The following is a 17146-nucleotide window of genomic DNA, read 5'->3' as shown; positions in this document are numbered from 1 at the left end:
TTTCAGCCGATGATCCGCAACGAGTAGTCCGTCGCGCGCACATCCTTGGTGAGCGCACCTACCGAGATGCGATCCACGCCCGTTTCCGCAAATGCGCGGATCGTCTCGTAGTTCACGCCGCCGGACACCTCCAGCAATGCCCGCTCGCGATTGATCGCCACGGCCTCGCGCATCATCTCGAGCGTGAAGTTGTCGATCAGGATCGACTTCGCACCTGCATTGAGCGCTTCTTCAAGCTCAGCAATCGACTCGACTTCGACCTGCACCGTTGCATCGCTGCCCAGCGCAAAAGCCGCCTGCATCGCAGCCGTGATGCTGCCGGCTGCGGCGATATGGTTTTCCTTGATCAGGATGCCGTCATAGAGCGCCAGGCGTTGATTCTCGCCCCCGCCCAGCTTGACCGCATATTTCTGCGCCAGCCGCAGGCCGGGCAGCGTCTTGCGTGTATCGAGCACCCGTGCCCGAGTGCCCGCGATCAGGTCAGCGTAGCGGCGCGTGGCTGTGGCAACGCCGGACAGCAGTTGCAGGAAATTCAGCGATGGCCGCTCGGCAGTCAGCAAGGCACGGGCAGGGCCGGTGATTTCGCAAACCGCGTCGTCGGGCGCCATGCGCGCGCCCTCTTCCTTGAGCCAGCGCACCTGCAAGCGCGAATCGACGGCCGTCATGCAGGCCTCGAACCACGGCTGACCGCACAGCACGGCGGGCTCTCGCACGATCACGCGCGCGCGCGCCAGTTTCTCGGCAGGCACCAGGAGGCCGGTCAGGTCACCGCTGCCGACGTCCTCGGCAATTGCCGCCTTGACGTTCGCTTCCAGCGCCGCACGCAGTGCTGGGCCGTAACTGTCGAATACCGGATTCACGCTCATGCCGGGCCCACTCCCTGGAACAGCGCGGCCTCTTTGGCGAGGTCGGCGGCGGGGCGGACGTTGGCCTTCTGTTGCGCGGCAAAATCGAGCATGCGATCGATGCAGGTAACGGCGCGCCGGCCGATGGCCGGGTCGACGTGAATCTCGTTGCGGCCAGTCTCCAGGACTTCGGCCAGATTGGTCAGCGCGTTCATGGCCATCCACGGGCAGTGCGCGCAGCTCTTGCACGTCGCGCTGTTGCCGGCAGTCGGCGCCTCGATAAACAGCTTGCCGGGCGCGGCCATGCGCATCTTGTGCAGGATGCCATTGTCGGTGGCGACGATGAACTCGTTGGCGTCCAGCGTCTGGGCGGCAGCGATCAGCTGGCTGGTGGAGCCGACCACATCGGCTTGCGACACCACATTGGCCGGCGATTCCGGATGCACCAGGATCTTGGCGTTCGGATGTTCCTTGCGCAGCAGATCCAGTTCAATGCCCTTGAATTCGTCATGCACCAGGCAAGAGCCTTGCCACAGCAGCATGTCGGCCCCGGTCTGCTTCTGGATGTAGCTGCCGAGGTGCTTGTCCGGCGCCCACAGGATCTTCTCGCCACGGGCGTGCAGATGCTCAACGATCTTCAGGCCGATGCTCGAGGTCACCATCCAGTCCGCGCGCGCCTTTACGGCAGCACTGGTGTTGGCGTAGACCACAACAGTGCGGTCCGGATGTGCGTCGCAGAACGCGGCGAACTCGTCAGCCGGGCAACCCAGATCCAGCGAGCACGTGGCGTCCAGGTCCGGCATCAGGATGGTTTTTTCCGGGCTCAGGATCTTGGCGGTTTCGCCCATGAAGCGCACACCAGCCACCACCAGCGTCTTGGCTTCGTGGTCGCGACCGAAGCGGGCCATTTCCAGTGAATCGGACACGCAGCCGCCGGTCTCCTCGGCCAAGTCCTGCAAGTCGCCGTCGACGTAATAGTGCGCGACGAGGACCGCGTTGCGTTCCTTCAGCAAGCGGCGGATACGCGCCTTGAGCGCCTGGCGTTCATCGGGCGTCAGCACGGGAGGCACTTTGGCCCAGGCATGCGCCACACAGCTTGCGCCTGCGGCGTTCTCGGCATCCACCAGGTTCGGCTTTTCGAACTCGACGGTCTTGATCGTTTGTGGGGTCATCTCTGCAGTACTCCTCGGTGCACCCGTAGGCCGCCGCGCTTGACGTCACGCGATCTGACCAGGACATGGGGGAGTTTAGCGAAAAGAAAAGCCCCGCCAGGGGCGGGGCTTTTAGCCATGCGGGCGCGTCGGGATTGTATCAGGCGTACCGGCGCAGGCGCAGGGAAAACTCCTGCAGCGCCTGGATACCACTGGCCTCGGCGCGGTGGCACCAGGCCTGCAGTTGCTGCAGCAGTTGCTCGCGCGTCAGGTTGGAGCGACCCCAGATCGCGGACAGTTCGCGGCGCATTTCCACGAAGGTATGCAGCGCCTTGTTCTGCTCCACGATGCTGGCCAGTTGCTGGCGCTGCGGCGCGGCCAGCTTGGCTTCCTCGCGGTGGAACCACTTGCGGGCCGGCTTGAAGCTGCTGTACTCGGCCGTGCGGCCTTCCTTCAGCTTCTGCAGTTCTTCCCGGTACGCGGACTTCACGGCCTTGGCATAGCGGGCCATGACGTCGTAACGATTGGCGATGATCGCCTCCAGCGTGTTGTGGTCGACCGGGCGGGCATCCCCAAGGCGCGCCTTCGGCGGGGTCTTCTTGACCTTGGCCAGACCCACCGACTGCATCGCACGGATGTACCACCAGCCCACGTCGATCTCGTACCACTTGACCGAGAACTTGGCCGACGTCGGGTACGTGTGGTGATTGTTGTGCAGTTCCTCGCCACCGATGATGAAGCCCCACGGCGACACGTTGGTCGAAGCGTCCTCGCAATCGTAGTTGCGATAGCCCCACCAGTGACCCAGGCCGTTGATGATGCCGGCGGCGTGGATCGGGATCCAGAGCATCTGCACGGCCCATACGGACATGCCGACCAGGCCGAACAGCGCCAGGTCGATGATCAGCATCAGGCCGACGCCCTGCCAGCCAAAGCGCGAGTACACGTTGCGCTCGACCCAGTCATTGGGCGTGCCATGGCCGAACTTGGCAATGGTTTCCTTGTTCTTGGCCTCGGCGCGATACAGTTCGGCGCCTTCCAGCAGCACCTTGCGGATGCCGCGGGTCTGCGGGCTGTGGGGATCGTCCTCGGTCTCGCACTTGGCGTGGTGTTTGCGGTGGATCGCCGTCCATTCCTTGGTGACCATACCTGTGGTCAGCCACAGCCAGAAACGGAAGAAATGCTGGGCAATCGGATGCAGATCCAGCGACCGGTGCGCCATGCAGCGGTGCAGGAAGATGGTCACGCCGGCGATCGTGATGTGCGTCACCACGAGGGTGTAGATCACGATCTCCCACCAGGACCAGTTGGCAAGGCCGTTCGCGGCCCAGTCAAGAATTGAGTCGAACAAACTGTTCTCCGTCGGTTATACAGGTGTCTTGCTATGCGGCACGCAGTGCAACGCATCTAACGCGCAGAAAAAGGACTGCAAAATCAGCGATTGCGATTGCTTTCTGGCGCCTGGCAAAACCCTTGGGGGTGCCGGGCGAAGGCACGAACCGCTGCAATCTGGCGGTTGTCTGGTGTGGGGTGGCGGGCTGCATCGCAAACCCGCGACAACCCGGCATTCTACCGGATTGCGGCGGCTCGGACATCCGCTTTTTCCCCGATTTGGAGGCCCCGCCAAGGCTTTCGTTCCCGGTGTGCCGCCAGCGCCGCCCAGCACTCACTCTCCCGCGGAGGCGCCTTCCAGGACAGATGGCACTGCCTGCGCCTGATTCAACACCCGGACCTCTCGCTGGGGATAGGGGATGGAGATGCCGTGCTGCTGGAACGTACGCCAGATTGCGCGGTTCATCGCCGATTGCACACCAAGTTTTCCATTCTGCGGATCGGCGATGTTGACGGCCACTTCGTACTCGATACCGCTGTCGCCAAACAGGACCAGGAAGGCCGCTGGGGCCGGCTCGGGCAGCACACGTGGCAGATCACGCACACACTCCTGCAACAGCGAGATCACCGTCTCGGGATCGGCACTGTAGTCAGCCTGCACCCGGGTGGCAACGCGCACATTGGTGCCGGAGAACGAGTGATTCTGGACCGACTGGGCTACAAGTTGCTCATTCGGCACAAGCGTCTCACCATCCCCGTTCCGCACAACGGTATAGCGCGTGCGGATCTGCGACACGATGCCGGTGTACTTGTCCACCGTGATCTGGTCGCCCAGCTTGACCGAGCGGTCCAGCAGAATGATGAAGCCCGAGATGTAGTTGCTGGCGATCTTCTGGAGACCCAGACCCAGACCCACACCCAGCGCCCCACCAAAGACCGACAGCACGGTCAGGTCGATCCCCACCAGCGACAGGCTCAGCAGCAGCGACACCAGCAGCAGCAACGCCTTGGCGATACGCGTCAGCACCACCTTGAGATTGGTGTCCAGGCTCGGGGCGCGCATCAGCCGGTCCTCGAGCCAGGAACCGAACCACATCGCCACCAGCACGGTCAGCAGGATCCAGACCACCGCCATCAGCGTATCGGCCAGATTGATGTGCTGCTTGCCACCGATGGAGAAGCGCACCGCCTGCATCCATGCGATGACGTCCGGCAGGACGCCAAGCACGTACAGCGCCATGCCGATCCATACCAGCGTGGTCAGCACCTTCTCCACCAGAACCAGCATGCCGTGCAATTGCCCGTTGCCGGACATCACGCGCCGCAGGATGTAGAAGGTGACGTACAGCGACGTGATGCCAAACAGCGGCACCAACGCCAGCCGCAGCACGCTGACCGACACCAGTGGCGCGAGCGCGAAGCGCGCCGTCAACACCAGTAGCCAGCCGAACAGCGGGAACATGGCCCGCTCCAGGCTGACCACAGCCAGACGAAGCGAAAAGCTCGAGGTCTCGTAGCGCGCATCCAGACGCTTGACCACGAAGCGCGCCAGCGGCCATGCCACCAGCAGGCAGCCGGCCAGCACACCGAGCTGCCAGAAGAAGCCAGGCCCGCCCGCATCGCGGATCAGGTCATCGAGCATCTTGCCAAACATGGAATGCGACATCCTGAGCTGTTCCAGTGAATCCGGACTCATGGATCAGCGCGTGCGTTCCAGCACGGCGGCAAAGAAGCCATCCGTCTGGTGGATGTGCGGATACAGCGCCAACATGCCGCCTTCTGCCGGCAAAGACGGGATATCGATCTTCTGCTCGGCCAGCACCTCGGCTACCGGCACGAGGCGGAAATTCTCGTGGCTCGCGAGGAAATCGCGGATGATCGCCTCGTTTTCCGCCTCCAGCACGCTGCAAGTGGCGTAGACCACGCGTCCGCCACCCTTCACCAGGCGTGCGGCGGAGTCGAGGATTGCGCTCTGCTTGGCGGTCAGTTCCAGCACCGATTCCGGCGTCTGGCGCCATTTCAGGTCCGGATTGCGGCGCAGCGTGCCCAAGCCGCTGCACGGCGCATCGACCAGTACACGGTCGATCTTGCCGGCCAGTCGCTTGATTTTGGCGTCACGTTCGGAGTCGATGAGTACAGGATGCACGTTCGACAGGCCGCTGCGCGCCAGCCGGGGCTTCAGGTTGGCCAGGCGCTTTTCCGACACATCGAAAGCATAGAGACGGCCCGTCGAGCGCATCGCCACGCCCAGTGCCAGTGTCTTGCCGCCAGCGCCGGCACAGAAGTCCACCACCATCTCGCCGCGCTTGGGGGCCACCAGGTGACACAGCAGTTGGCTGCCTTCGTCCTGCACTTCCACGCCGCCATTGATGAACAGCGGCAGTTGGTTCAGCGCGGGCTTCCCCTTCAGGCGAATACCGGCCGGAGCCATCGGGGCCGGTTCCGCGGCAATGCCTGCGGTCTCCAGTTCAGCCAGCGCCTCTTCACGCGACAGCTTTGCCGTGTTGACCCGCAGGTCCAGCGGCGCCGGGCGCAGCCATGCGTCGCCCAGGGCTGAGGTGAAGGCTTCGCCATGGCGCCCGACCAGATCGTCGTACAGCCATTCCGGCAGGTTGGTGCGCACGCGCGGGGACAGACTGGAGCGTTCGATCGTCGTGAGCCGGTCCAGCCAGGTGGCCTCTTCCGGATACAGGAACGGGCTCAGCACATCCCGACCCAGCGTGGCGGCAAGCCCGAGCAGGCCCAGCCGGCGCGCTGCCGCACCCGAGCCGCTCTCGGCAAACTGACCGAATTCGACGCGTCGACGCAACACTGCAAAGATCGCCTCGGCGATGATGCCGCGGTCGCGATGACCCAGTTTGTTGTTCTCGCGGAAGTAGTGGCTCACCACGGCATCGGAGGGACGCGCGAACAACAGGACCTTGCCCAGCAGGCGGTCGATGTGTTGCAGATGGAAAGCCTGCAGGCCACCCGGCGCGCGGCCGTGGGCGCCATCCACACCTTGCGGGCGCGGCGTGGACGGCCTGCGGATGGGGCTCGACTTGCCCTTGCTGGCACGCGAACGCTGACGGTTGTCCTGGGGTGTTGCGGGATTACGACTCATGGCTGATTTCCTGCCGCCTTGGCGGAGATGGCCATGAACCACTGTGGCTCGGCCGGTTGAACTTGAACGACACCGTCCTGCACGTGCAGGCGGTCTTCGACGAACCAGCGCACTGCGCGCGGGTAGATGACATGCTCGCTGTCGAGCAAACGCTCGGCCAGCAACTCCGGAGTATCGCCAGGCAGAATATCAAGTGCTGCCTGAATCACGATTGGGCCGTGATCGAGTTCCGAGGTGACAAAATGGACCGACGCGCCATGCAGTTTGACACCGGCTTCCAGGGCCTGGCGGTGCGTGTGCAGGCCGGGAAAACTGGGCAGCAGCGACGGGTGAATGTTGAGCATCCGCCCTGAATAATGATCGACGAACTCAGGCGTCAGAATCCGCATGAAGCCAGCCAGGACGACTAGGTCGGGCTGGTAGCTGTCGATGACGTCGCGCATCGCGGCATCAAAACTGGCACGATCGGGGTGCTGCTTGTGGTCCACCACGCCGGTGGCGATACCATGTTCGGCGGCAAACTGCAGGCCGGAAGCGTCCGGGCGATTCGAGAGCACAGCCGCCACGCGTGCCGGCCATCGCTCGGCTTCGCAGGCACGGACGATGGCTTCCATGTTGCTTCCACGCCCGGAAATCAGGATCACAATATTTTTCATCGGCGCGATTCTACCAAGCTGGGATGCAAACTCTTGCAAAGCGAGCGCATTAGGTACTTAATTCACGCCAAACCCCGCACGGAGGCTGCACCATATGCATGCAGTACGATGCATATACCCCTGTGTGATGGATTGTGACGCCTCACCCGCTCTGATAGAGTGGGCCCTACGTCCACGCGCCCCCTTCTGCAAGGTAGGTGACAACAAGGACGAGACGGGAAATTAGACGGGAATACGCATGTCGAACGCTGCACCGACTTTGTTGGTGGTCGATGATCATCCTATGGCCCTCTCTGGTACTACCGCGTTTCTCGCGGAAGTCATGCCCGATGTCGCAGTCCATGCTGCCGGCAGCGCCAAGGAAGCTCTCCATTCACTGCACCAGGGACTTCGTCCCGATATCGTGCTGCTTGATATCTGGCTGAACGACGGCACTGGCTTCGATGCCATGCAGACGTTCAAGACCGTGATTCCGGCCGCGCGCTTCATTTTCATGTCGGCCGAGGCCACGCCGGAAATCGTGGGCCGCGCCCGCGCGCTGTCCGCGTGCGGCTTCGTCGGCAAGCACCTCGATGCCAACGCCTTCACTGCGGCCGTACGCAAGGTCCTGGCTGGCGACACCAGCTTTCCTTCCGACGAAGCACTTTCCGGACGCTCCCAGTCATTCGGCCCCGCGCATGGCATTCCGGTCACGCCGGCCGAACTTGGCCTGACGCCGCGCCAGGGTTCCGTGCTGGCGCTGGTGCTCGAAGGACTGCCAAACAAGGTCATCGCCCGCAAGCTGGGCCTGACCGAGAACACGGTCAAGGAACACGTGTCTGCGATCCTGCAAAGGCTGGGCGTGCGCACCCGCATGCAAGTCATGTCGCGCATGGAACGATTCCGCCTGCGTCAGTAAAGGCAACTCGCGCATCCGACGCCAGCAAAAACAAACGCCGCCCTCGTGGCGGCGTTTTGCATGGCAGAACGATACCCATCCATACCATTACGCCGGGTGCAACCACCGCCGCAGCAACATGCGCAGGTTGGCTGGATCCACCGGCTTGGGAAGCACGAAGTAGCCCGCCTCCTCCGCAGCGTTCAATGCGGCGGATTTCAGGTCGCCCGTCAGCAACGCGCTGCGTGCCTGCGGCTGCGTGGTCTGCCATCGTTCCAGCAAGTCCAGGCCATTTTCGCTGCCGGGCAGCCGCAGATCGCAGAAGATGATGTCCGGTTTCAGGCCCTTGGCAAACAGGGCGTCGGCGTCGGCGCCATGCGCGGCACAGGCGACGCGAATCCCCCACGCTTCCATCAGCGCAATCCACGCCTTGCGGATCTGGCTGTCGTCATCGACGACCAGCACCGTACCGCGCAAGCGCTCCGGCTTGGCTTCCGCCGCCTGCGCATTGGCCCGCATTGCGCGCACGCTCGCCACGGTCTCGGCCGGCACCGGCGCCAGCGCGAACCAGAACACCGAACCCTTGCCAGGCACCGAGCGCACGCCGTACGTGCCGCGCATCAGTCGGACGCATTCCTTGAAGATGGCCAACCCGAGGCCCAGTCCCTGCGACGGATCGCGCTGGGGGTTATGAACCTGGTAATACGGCGAGAAAATGTCCGGCAGATGTTCGGGTGTAATGCCTGCGCCGGTATCCCACACCTCCAGCCGGATATGTTTGCGGCGCTGGCGCGCGGTCACCAGGATCCCGCCGCGTTTGGTGTATCGCAGCGCGTTCTGCACCAGGTTGAACAGCGCGCGCCGCAGCAGCACCGGCTCCGCCATCGCATACAGTTCGTCCGGCACGCGCGGATTCAGCGACAGCCCGCTTTCGCGCGCATCGGCGGCAAACTGGCTCATGACGTCGTTGATCAGCGCGCCCAGCTCGCACGGCTCGAGCGTCGGCAAGACCTTGCGGCCTTCGAGCTTCGACAGGTCCAGCAGCGATCGGAACAGCAGATCGATGGTCTGGGTGCCGGCCGCCACCTGCTCCACCAGCGGATGCAGGGAGCTCGACTGGTTGCGCGCACGCAACGCTTCCACCAGCATCACCAGCGCGTGGACCGGCTGCCGCAGGTCGTGGCTGGCCGCCGCGAGGAAGCGGGATTTCTCCTCGCTCGCATGCAACGCCCGTTCTTTTTCTTCCTGGAATTGCTTGGCGAGCCGCCGGCTGCCGCTTTCCAGCTGGATGGCGCGCACCAGCGTCTGCTGCAGGTTGAGTGCGTGGCGCGCCAGCATCAGCGCGTAGACGGCCAGCAACAACTGGACATAGCCGCCGTGTCCCGGGAAAGCGAAATCGGCCAGCAGCACATTGGGCACGAGGATCGGCACGCCGGCAAAGACCAGGTTCGATGGCACCGGCGACTGCGAGGTCGCCCCGCCCGCCAGCACGCCCAGTGTCAGCAGGTAGAGCACGCTGGAAAACACCACCGAGCTCGTGTACAGGTGCAGCAGCGCCGAACTGCCCCAGGTCAGCCCAGTCAGGAACGCGATGGCGCGCATGTTGTTCCACCACTTGCGCGTGTGCGCCGAACGGCTCATTTTGCCGCTGTCACGCTGGTAGCCGAGGTAGAACCACGTACCTCCGGCAGTCAGCGCCAGCATGATGGCGCACCAGATGACCAGCGCGACGTGGCTGGCCTCGTTCCAGAAGGCGGCCGCCGTCAAAGCCGGCAGCAGGACCGATGCGGCAATACCCGTCGGAGATACCCGGTGGACGGTGGCCAGCAGCTTGGCCCGTGTCTCGGTGTCGAGTTGTGGCCCGGGTGGGGGCAGCAATTTGTTGAGCAGCGCGTTCAAGTGTGGCCCAGGCAAGGAAGGCGAAGACATTGGCTGCAAGACGGCGCCGTGGCCGGAGGCCTGCATGAGGCGGTCGTTGCAGGGATCGCGCGGTTGTGATCTGAGTCGCGCATATCATGCCGCCTTTTGCGGCGCCGCGCCACGCCCCGGCAGCCGAATTCCGCACAAATCGGTCAGTTGTGGGCAGGGCGCATCCCCGGCGGGCACGCGCCTGCCGCCAACAGGGGAGAAGCCGGGTCATTCGCCTTATAATGCTCCCTTTACCCAAATCGCATTTTTCGCCGTCCTCGTGAAAGTCTTCCGCGGCTTGCCCAACGCCGAGAGCCGGGCGCCCTGCGCGCTCACCATCGGCAATTTCGACGGTGTGCATCGCGGCCACCAGTCGTTGCTCGCACGCGCCCGCGCGGCCGCGGATGCCCGCGGCCTGCCGCTATGCGTGATGACCTTTGAGCCCCACCCGCGGGAATTCTTCGCGCCGGAACACGCTCCCACCCGCATCGCCCTGCTGCGCGACAAGCTGGACGCCCTGCGCCGCAATGGTGTGGATCGCGTGGTGGTGGAACATTTCAACGCCCATTTCGCCGCCCAGTCCCCGCAAGCCTTCGTGGAAAACGTGCTCTGGCATGGCCTGCACACGCGCTGGTTGCTGGTGGGCGATGACTTCCGCTTTGGCGCCAAACGCGCCGGTGACTTCAATTACCTGCGGGAAGCGGGCCGCCAGTACGGATTCGACGTCGAGCAAATGGGCTCCGTCTCCGAGGGCGGCATCCGGATTTCCAGCTCGGCCGTGCGCCAGGCGCTGGCCGGTGGCGACCTCGAACACGCGCGCCGGCTGCTGGGCCACGGCTATGCCATCAGCGGCCACGTGATCCACGGCCGCAAGCTGGGCCGGGACCTCGGCTTTCCCACGCTGAACCTGAAGATTTCGCACAAGCGTCCCGCCGTCAACGGCATTTTCGTCGTGCAGGTGCACGGTCTTGCCGACCACCCGCTCCCCGGCGTGGCCAGCATTGGCGTGCGCCCGACCGTCGAAGACGCGGGCCGCGTGCTGCTGGAAGTCCACCTGTTCGACTTCAACGAAAACCTGTACGGCAAGCTGGTGCGGGTGGAATTCATGAAGAAGCTGCGCGACGAGGAACGCTTCGACACCCTTGACGCGCTGACGGCCGCCATCGCGAAGGACACCCTCGACGCTCGCGCGTTCTTTGGCCTGACCGCGCCTGACGCAGCCGCCGGCCGGCGCGACTTCGCCACTTCCGCCACCGACCGAATTAGCTAGCGGCCGGCAGCGCTGCGCACCGCAGCTGCCGGGACCCGCCCTGCCTTACCTCACTGACACGCGCACGGCGGTCATCCGACCGACGCGCCCGACTGAATTGCCCCGAGAATTGACATGTCCGACGACAAACGCGCCAAGCCCGAGAAAAGCAAGTACCCGGTCAACCTGCTGGACACCCCGTTCCCCATGCGTGGCGACCTGCCCAAGCGCGAGCCGCTGTGGGTCAGGCAATGGCAAGACAAGCAGCTCTACAAGAAGATCCGCGCGGCGCGCAAGGGCGCGAAGAAGTTCGTGCTGCATGACGGCCCTCCGTACGCCAACGGCGACATCCACATCGGCCACGCCGTCAACAAGGTCCTGAAGGACATGATCGTGAAGGCCCGTGGCCTGACCGGCCTGGACGCGGTCTACGTGCCGGGCTGGGACTGCCACGGCATGCCGATCGAGATCCAGATCGAAAAGCAGTTCGGCAAGGGCCTGCCCGTCCAGGAAGTCCAGTCCAAGGCGCGCGCCTATGCCACCGAGCAGATCGCCCGCCAGAAGAAGGATTTCGAGCGACTGGGCGTGCTGGGCGACTGGGACAACCCGTACCTGACCATGAACTACAGCAACGAAGCCGACGAGCTGCGTGCGCTGGGCAAGATCATGGAAAAGGGCTACGTCTTTCGCGGCTTGAAGCCCGTGAACTGGTGCTTCGATTGCGGATCGGCACTCGCCGAGGCCGAGGTCGAGTACAAGGACAAGACTGATTTGTCGATCGACGTGGGCTTCCCGTTCGCGGAGGCCGACAAACTCGCTCACGCCTTCCACGTGCCGCTGGCACAGTTGCAAGGCAAGCCCGGCTGGGTCGTGATCTGGACCACCACGCCGTGGACGATCCCGTCCAACCAGGCGCTGAACATGCACCCGGAAGTGGAATACGCACTGGTGGACACCCCGCGCGGCTTCCTGATCCTGGCGAAGGATCGCGTCGAGGAACAGCTCAAGACCTACGCGCTGCAGGGCCACGTCGTGGCCACCGCACGTGGCGACGCCCTGTCGGAAATCCGCTTCCATCATCCGCTGGCCAAGATGGATGCCGGCTATGCGCGTACCGCTCCGGTCTACCTGGGCGACTATGTGACCACCGACACGGGTTCCGGCATCGTCCACTCGGCACCGGCCTACGGCGTGGAAGACTTCCAGTCGTGCAAGGCGCACGGCATGCCCGATTCGGAAATCATCAGCCCGGTGATGGGCGATGGCGTCTACGCCAGCACGTTGCCGCTGTTCGGCGGCCTGTCGATCTGGGATGCCAATCCGAAGATCGTCGACGTGCTGCGCGAATCCGGCAACCTGTTCAACTCGCACAAGTACGAGCACAGCTACATGCACTGCTGGCGTCACAAGACGCCGATCATCTACCGAGCCACGTCGCAATGGTTCGCGGGGATGGACGTGGATCCGGTGGACAACGGCCCGACCCTGCGCGAGACCGCGCTGGCCGGCATCGAGGCCACCGAGTTCTTCCCGGCCTGGGGCAAGCAACGCCTGCACAACATGATCGCCAACCGCCCGGACTGGACGCTCTCACGCCAGCGCCAGTGGGGCGTACCGATGGCGTTCTTCCTGCACAAGGAAACCGGCGCGCTGCACCCGCGCACGCCGGAATTGCTGGAAGAAGTCGCCAGGCGCGTCGAGCAGCACGGCATCGAGGCCTGGCAGACGCTGGATCCGAAGGAACTGCTCGGCGAGGAAGCCGCGCTGTATGAAAAGAACCGCGACACGCTGGACGTGTGGTTCGACTCTGGCACCACGCACTGGACCGTGATCCGTGGATCCCACCGTGAAGATCTCTACGATCCTTCCGCCGACGAGCCGGACGGTCGCCTGGCCGACCTGTACCTGGAAGGCTCGGACCAGCATCGCGGCTGGTTCCATTCGTCGCTGCTGACCGCGTCGATGCTGTATGGCAAGCCGCCGTACAAGGCGCTGCTGACCCACGGCTTCACCGTGGACGGCGAAGGCCGCAAGATGTCGAAGTCGGTCGGCAATACGGTGTCGCCGCAGGATGTCGCCAACAAGATGGGTGCCGAAATCATCCGCCTGTGGGTGGCCTCGACGGACTACTCGGGCGAACTGTCGATCTCCGACGAAATCCTGAAGCGCGTGGTGGAGGGCTACCGCCGCATCCGCAACACGCTGCGCTTCCTGCTGGCCAACCTGACCGATTACGATCACGGCAAGCACGCGCTGCCGCCGTCGGAATGGCTGGAGATCGACCGCTACGCCGTGGCCCTGACGGACCGGTTGCAGAAGGAAGTGCTGTCGCACTATCAGTCGTACGAATTCCACCCGGTGGTCGCCAAGCTGCAGACGTTCTGCTCCGAAGACCTGGGCGGCTTCTACCTGGACGTGCTGAAGGACCGCCTGTACACCACGGCACCGGACTCGAAGGCCCGCCGCGCCGCGCAGAACGCGCTGTACCACATCACGCAGGCGATGCTGCACTGGATGGCACCGTTCCTGTCGTTCACGGCCGAGGAAGCGTGGCAGATCTTCGCCCATGGCACGGAGCACAAGGACACCATCTTCACCAGCACCTACTACGATGTGCCGGCCATCGACGACGCCGATACGCTGATGCAGAAGTGGCACGATATCCGTGACGTGCGTGCAGAGGTCACCAAGCAGCTCGAAGCGGTGCGTGTGGAAGGCGAGATCGGCTCGTCGCTGCAGGCCGAGGTCACCATCGCGGCCGGCGGCCCGGTACTGGCCGCCCTGCAGAGCCTGCACGACGACTTGCGCTTCGTGCTGCTGACGTCGGCGGCAAAGGTCGCGGCCGCGCCGGAAGGCGGGGACCTGATGGTCACGGTGACGCCATCCGCGCACGCCAAGTGCGAACGCTGCTGGCACTACCGCGCCGACGTTGGCCACAACCCGGAACATCCCACCCTTTGCGGCCGCTGCGACAGCAATCTGTTCGGCGCCGGTGAACACAGGAGCCACGCCTGATGGCATCGTCTTCCACCCGCCCGGCGCGATCGACGCCCGCCCGCAGCAAGAGCAAAGGCAGCAGCAACGTTACCCCGTGGCTGTGGATGGCCTTTGCGCTGCTGGTGGTGATGATCGACCAGTTCTTCAAGGTCGTGATCACGCGATCGTTCCAGTATGGCGAGTCGCGTCCCGTGACCCGCTTCTTCAACCTGGTGCTGGTCTATAACAAGGGGGCCGCGTTCAGCTTCCTGGCCGATGCCGGCGGCTGGCAGCGATGGTTCTTCACGCTGCTGGGCGTGGTGGTCGGTGCGTTCATCGTCTGGCTGCTGTATCGCCACACGGGCCAGAAGCTGTTTTGCCTGGCGGTATCGCTGATCCTTGGCGGCGCCGTCGGCAACGTGGTGGATCGCATCATCCACGGCCACGTGATCGATTTCCTGGACTTCCACCTGCGCAACACGCACTTCCCCGCGTTCAACGTGGCGGATTGCGCGATTACGGTGGGCGCCGTATTGCTGATCGTGGACGAACTGCGGCGCGTGCGCCGGCACTGAGGCAGCACTGCGCCGCCAGCCTGCCAGACGCCGGGCCACGCTCCTTGTGGCCCGGCGCCCCCCTCCGATCGCCGCCTTCGGCACGTCCGCCGTCCCGGCGGTATCATGCGAAACCCCCGTTTTCAGAAGAGTCCTCCCATGGATTTGAGCGGCAAGCACATCGTCCTTGGCCTGACCGGCGGCATCGCCTGCTACAAGTCGGCTGAGCTGGTCCGGCTGCTCACCAAGGCCGGCGCCACCGTGCAGGTGGCGATGACCGAGGCGGCGACCCACTTCATCACGCCCGTGACCATGCAGGCGCTGTCCGGACGGCCTGTGTTCCTGTCGCAGTGGGATGCCCGCATCGACAACAACATGGCGCATATCGACCTCTCGCGCGAGGCCGACGCCATCCTCATCGCCCCCGCCTCCACCGACTTCCTGGCCAGGCTGGCCAATGGTCTCTGCGACGACCTGCTGACCACGCTGTGCATCGCGCGCGAATGCCCGCTGCTGGTGGCACCGGCCATGAACCGCCAGATGTGGGCCGCCGCGCCCACGCAACGCAATGCGGCACAGTTGCGTGCCGATGGCGTAGCGATTCTCGGCCCGGGCACCGGCGACCAGGCCTGCGGCGAAATCGGCGATGGCCGGATGCTGGAGCCTGAAGAAATCGTCGAGGACCTGATTGCGTTCTTCCAGCCCAAGCCACTGGCCGGCAAACGCGTGCTGATCACCGCCGGCCCGACGTTCGAGGCCATTGACCCGGTACGCGGCATCACCAACCTGTCATCAGGCAAGATGGGCTTTTCGATTGCCCGCGCGGCCCGCGAGGCCGGCGCCGAGGTGCTGCTGGTGGCGGGCCCCACCGCACTGGACACGCCACGCGGCGTGGTCCGCACCGACGTGCGCAGCGCCCAGCAGATGCATGACACCGTGATGGCCCAGTTGCGCGACGTGGATGTTTTCGTCGCCGTGGCAGCCGTCGCCGACTGGCGTCCTGCCGAGGTGGCCGGACAAAAACTCAAGAAAGCCAACGACACCGACACCCCGACACTGCAGTTCGTGCAAAACCCGGACATCCTGGCCACGGTGGCGGCGCGCGCCCATGCGCCGTATTGCGTCGGCTTTGCCGCCGAGAGCGAGAACCTGGAGCAGTACGGCGAGCAGAAGCGTCAACGCAAGGGCGTGCCGCTGCTGGTCGGCAATATCGGCCACCACACGTTCGGCATGGACGACAACGAGATCGTGCTGTTCGATGCCAACGGCATGACGCGCCTGCCCCGCGCGGACAAGCTTTCGCTCGCTCGCCAACTGGTAGCGGCCATCGGTCAGCGCCTGCCGCGCAAGCCGGTCTGAGCCGGGCACCTTTCCAACTTCATCTGTTTCATCGCGCGCGTCGCTGCGCATTTCACTGGGCCTATCGTCGCCATGTCTGAGAATCGTCCGAAGCTGCGCCTCTCGGTGCTGGATCAGAGCCCGGTCATCGCCGGCCACACTGCCCGCGATGCGCTGGCGGCTACCGTCGACCTGGCGCAGCTTGCCGATGACCTCGGCTACACGCGCTACTGGTGCGCCGAACACCACGGCCTGCACGGCGTCTGCAACCCGGCGCCCGAGGTCATGCTCGCCCGCCTGGGCAGCGTCACAAAACGTATCCGGATCGGTTCGGGCGGTGTGATGCTGCCCTACTACAGCCCGTTCAAGGTGGCCGAGCAATTCCGCATGCTGGAAGGCCTGTTCCCGAACCGGATCGACCTGGGCGTGGGCCGCGCACCGGGCGGCGACATGCGCACCGCGCAGGCTGTGGCAACGGGCCTGTACAACCGTGGCGACCAGTTTCCGCAGCAGGTGCAGGACCTGGTGTGGCTGCTGCGCGGCGAGGTACCCCCCGACCACCTGGCCGAAGGCGTGCTGCTGCAGCCGGCCATCGATACCCGGCCGGAACTCTGGGTGCTGGGATCGAGCGACTTCGGCGGCGCGCTGGCCGCCCGCCTCGGCCTGCGCTTCGCCTTCGCCCACTTCATCAATGCGCAAGGCGGCCATGCGGTGGCCCAGCAGTACCGGGAGGATTTCGAACCCGGCTATGAGGACCAGCCGTATAGCGCGGCCGCGATTTTCGTGATTTGCGCGGATACCGATGAGGAGGCTGCGGCGCTGGAGCGCGCCGTCGACGTGCGGCGCCTGCAGATGGCCTATGGCGTCAACGCGCCGATTCCGTCGCTGGCGCAGGCCGCCGACTTCACGCCCACCGAGCGCGACCGCATGATCATCGAACGCGAGCGGCCCCGCACGATCTGCGGCACGCCGGAGCGCGTAGCCGCGCGGATGATGGCGCTGCGCGAGCGCTTTGCCGCCGATGAGCTGGTGGTGCTGAGCGTGGCCGCGTCGTACCAGGCGCGCCTGCGCACCTACCAGTTGCTGGCCGAAGCGTTCGAGCTCACCGGGGGCGCCTGAACGCCGCGGGCTGCCGACGCGGTAAGATGCCGCCTTTG

The 17146-nt window shown here is 64.7% G+C and carries 13 protein-coding genes; 6 read left to right on the top strand and 7 right to left on the bottom strand.

Going from position 1 to position 17146, the window contains the following annotated elements:
* Window positions 1-2 precede the first annotated feature (2 nt).
* The 6 genes from nadC to purN form a co-directional block, all read right to left on the bottom strand.
* Window positions 3-866, bottom strand: a complete 864-nt coding sequence (nadC, locus tag AC1DOX_RS10325; protein WP_092135164.1) for a carboxylating nicotinate-nucleotide diphosphorylase — start codon at window positions 864-866, stop codon at window positions 3-5.
* Complete coding sequence (gene nadA, locus AC1DOX_RS10320) at window positions 863-2017, bottom strand: quinolinate synthase NadA (RefSeq protein ID WP_441615764.1); 1155 nt, start codon at window positions 2015-2017, stop codon at window positions 863-865. Before nadA ends, nadC begins: the two co-directional genes overlap by 4 nt.
* Window positions 2018-2156: 139 nt before the next feature.
* Window positions 2157-3347: a DesA family fatty acid desaturase gene (locus AC1DOX_RS10315; RefSeq protein ID WP_441615762.1), complete on the bottom strand. Its 1191-nt coding sequence runs from the start codon at window positions 3345-3347 to the stop codon at window positions 2157-2159.
* 315 nt (window positions 3348-3662) lie between these two features.
* Window positions 3663-5024, bottom strand: a complete 1362-nt coding sequence (locus AC1DOX_RS10310; protein ID WP_441615760.1) for a mechanosensitive ion channel family protein — start codon at window positions 5022-5024, stop codon at window positions 3663-3665.
* Between the two features lie 3 nt (window positions 5025-5027).
* A complete protein-coding gene (locus AC1DOX_RS10305) occupies window positions 5028-6431 on the bottom strand; it encodes an RsmB/NOP family class I SAM-dependent RNA methyltransferase (RefSeq protein WP_477101322.1) in 1404 nt (467 codons plus the stop codon).
* Entirely contained in the window at window positions 6428-7087 is a 660-nt protein-coding gene (gene purN, locus AC1DOX_RS10300) for a phosphoribosylglycinamide formyltransferase (RefSeq protein ID WP_441615756.1), read from the bottom strand. Before purN ends, AC1DOX_RS10305 begins: the two co-directional genes overlap by 4 nt.
* A 238-nt stretch (window positions 7088-7325) precedes the next feature.
* On the opposite strand from purN, the gene AC1DOX_RS10295 reads away from it, so the two are divergent.
* Window positions 7326-7985: a response regulator gene (locus AC1DOX_RS10295; protein WP_092135174.1), complete on the top strand. Its 660-nt coding sequence runs from the start codon at window positions 7326-7328 to the stop codon at window positions 7983-7985.
* Window positions 7986-8072: 87 nt separating this feature from the next.
* Here AC1DOX_RS10295 and AC1DOX_RS10290 read toward each other — a convergent pair whose 3' ends face one another.
* Complete coding sequence (locus AC1DOX_RS10290; RefSeq protein WP_092135492.1) at window positions 8073-9893, bottom strand: ATP-binding response regulator; 1821 nt, start codon at window positions 9891-9893, stop codon at window positions 8073-8075.
* A 259-nt stretch (window positions 9894-10152) separates the two neighbouring features.
* On the opposite strand from AC1DOX_RS10290, the gene AC1DOX_RS10285 reads away from it, so the two are divergent.
* The 5 genes from AC1DOX_RS10285 (at window position 10153) to AC1DOX_RS10265 (ending at window position 17108) form a co-directional block, all read left to right on the top strand.
* Complete coding sequence (locus tag AC1DOX_RS10285; RefSeq protein WP_092135176.1) at window positions 10153-11142, top strand: bifunctional riboflavin kinase/FAD synthetase; 990 nt, start codon at window positions 10153-10155, stop codon at window positions 11140-11142.
* A gap of 114 nt (window positions 11143-11256) precedes the next feature.
* Window positions 11257-14136, top strand: a complete 2880-nt coding sequence (gene ileS / locus AC1DOX_RS10280; protein ID WP_441615751.1) for an isoleucine--tRNA ligase — start codon at window positions 11257-11259, stop codon at window positions 14134-14136.
* Window positions 14136-14672, top strand: a complete 537-nt coding sequence (gene lspA, locus AC1DOX_RS10275) for a signal peptidase II (RefSeq protein WP_092135179.1) — start codon at window positions 14136-14138, stop codon at window positions 14670-14672. Before ileS ends, lspA begins: the two co-directional genes overlap by 1 nt.
* 138 nt (window positions 14673-14810) lie before the next feature.
* Window positions 14811-16010, top strand: coding sequence for a bifunctional phosphopantothenoylcysteine decarboxylase/phosphopantothenate--cysteine ligase CoaBC (coaBC, locus tag AC1DOX_RS10270; RefSeq protein WP_441615749.1), 1200 nt, complete (start codon window positions 14811-14813; stop codon window positions 16008-16010).
* Between the two features lie 72 nt (window positions 16011-16082).
* Complete coding sequence (locus tag AC1DOX_RS10265; protein ID WP_441615747.1) at window positions 16083-17108, top strand: LLM class flavin-dependent oxidoreductase; 1026 nt, start codon at window positions 16083-16085, stop codon at window positions 17106-17108.
* The last annotated feature ends 38 nt before the right edge of the window (window positions 17109-17146 follow it).

The sequence above is a fragment of the Cupriavidus sp. 01L415 genome (assembly GCF_056400065.1).
This window is presented reverse-complemented; position numbering and strand designations above follow the sequence as displayed.

Coding starts and splice junctions, on each gene's coding strand:
- nadC (WP_092135164.1), bottom strand. CDS start 866: ATGAGCGTGAATCCGGTATTCGACAGTTACGGCCCAGCACTGCGTGCG.
- nadA (WP_441615764.1), bottom strand. CDS start 2,017: ATGACCCCACAAACGATCAAGACCGTCGAGTTCGAAAAGCCGAACCTG.
- AC1DOX_RS10310 (WP_441615760.1), bottom strand. CDS start 5,024: ATGAGTCCGGATTCACTGGAACAGCTCAGGATGTCGCATTCCATGTTT.
- AC1DOX_RS10305 (WP_477101322.1), bottom strand. CDS start 6,431: ATGAGTCGTAATCCCGCAACACCCCAGGACAACCGTCAGCGTTCGCGT.
- purN (WP_441615756.1), bottom strand. CDS start 7,087: ATGAAAAATATTGTGATCCTGATTTCCGGGCGTGGAAGCAACATGGAA.
- AC1DOX_RS10295 (WP_092135174.1), top strand. CDS start 7,326: ATGTCGAACGCTGCACCGACTTTGTTGGTGGTCGATGATCATCCTATG.
- AC1DOX_RS10290 (WP_092135492.1), bottom strand. CDS start 9,893: ATGTCTTCGCCTTCCTTGCCTGGGCCACACTTGAACGCGCTGCTCAAC.
- ileS (WP_441615751.1), top strand. CDS start 11,257: ATGTCCGACGACAAACGCGCCAAGCCCGAGAAAAGCAAGTACCCGGTC.
- lspA (WP_092135179.1), top strand. CDS start 14,136: ATGGCATCGTCTTCCACCCGCCCGGCGCGATCGACGCCCGCCCGCAGC.
- coaBC (WP_441615749.1), top strand. CDS start 14,811: ATGGATTTGAGCGGCAAGCACATCGTCCTTGGCCTGACCGGCGGCATC.
- AC1DOX_RS10265 (WP_441615747.1), top strand. CDS start 16,083: ATGTCTGAGAATCGTCCGAAGCTGCGCCTCTCGGTGCTGGATCAGAGC.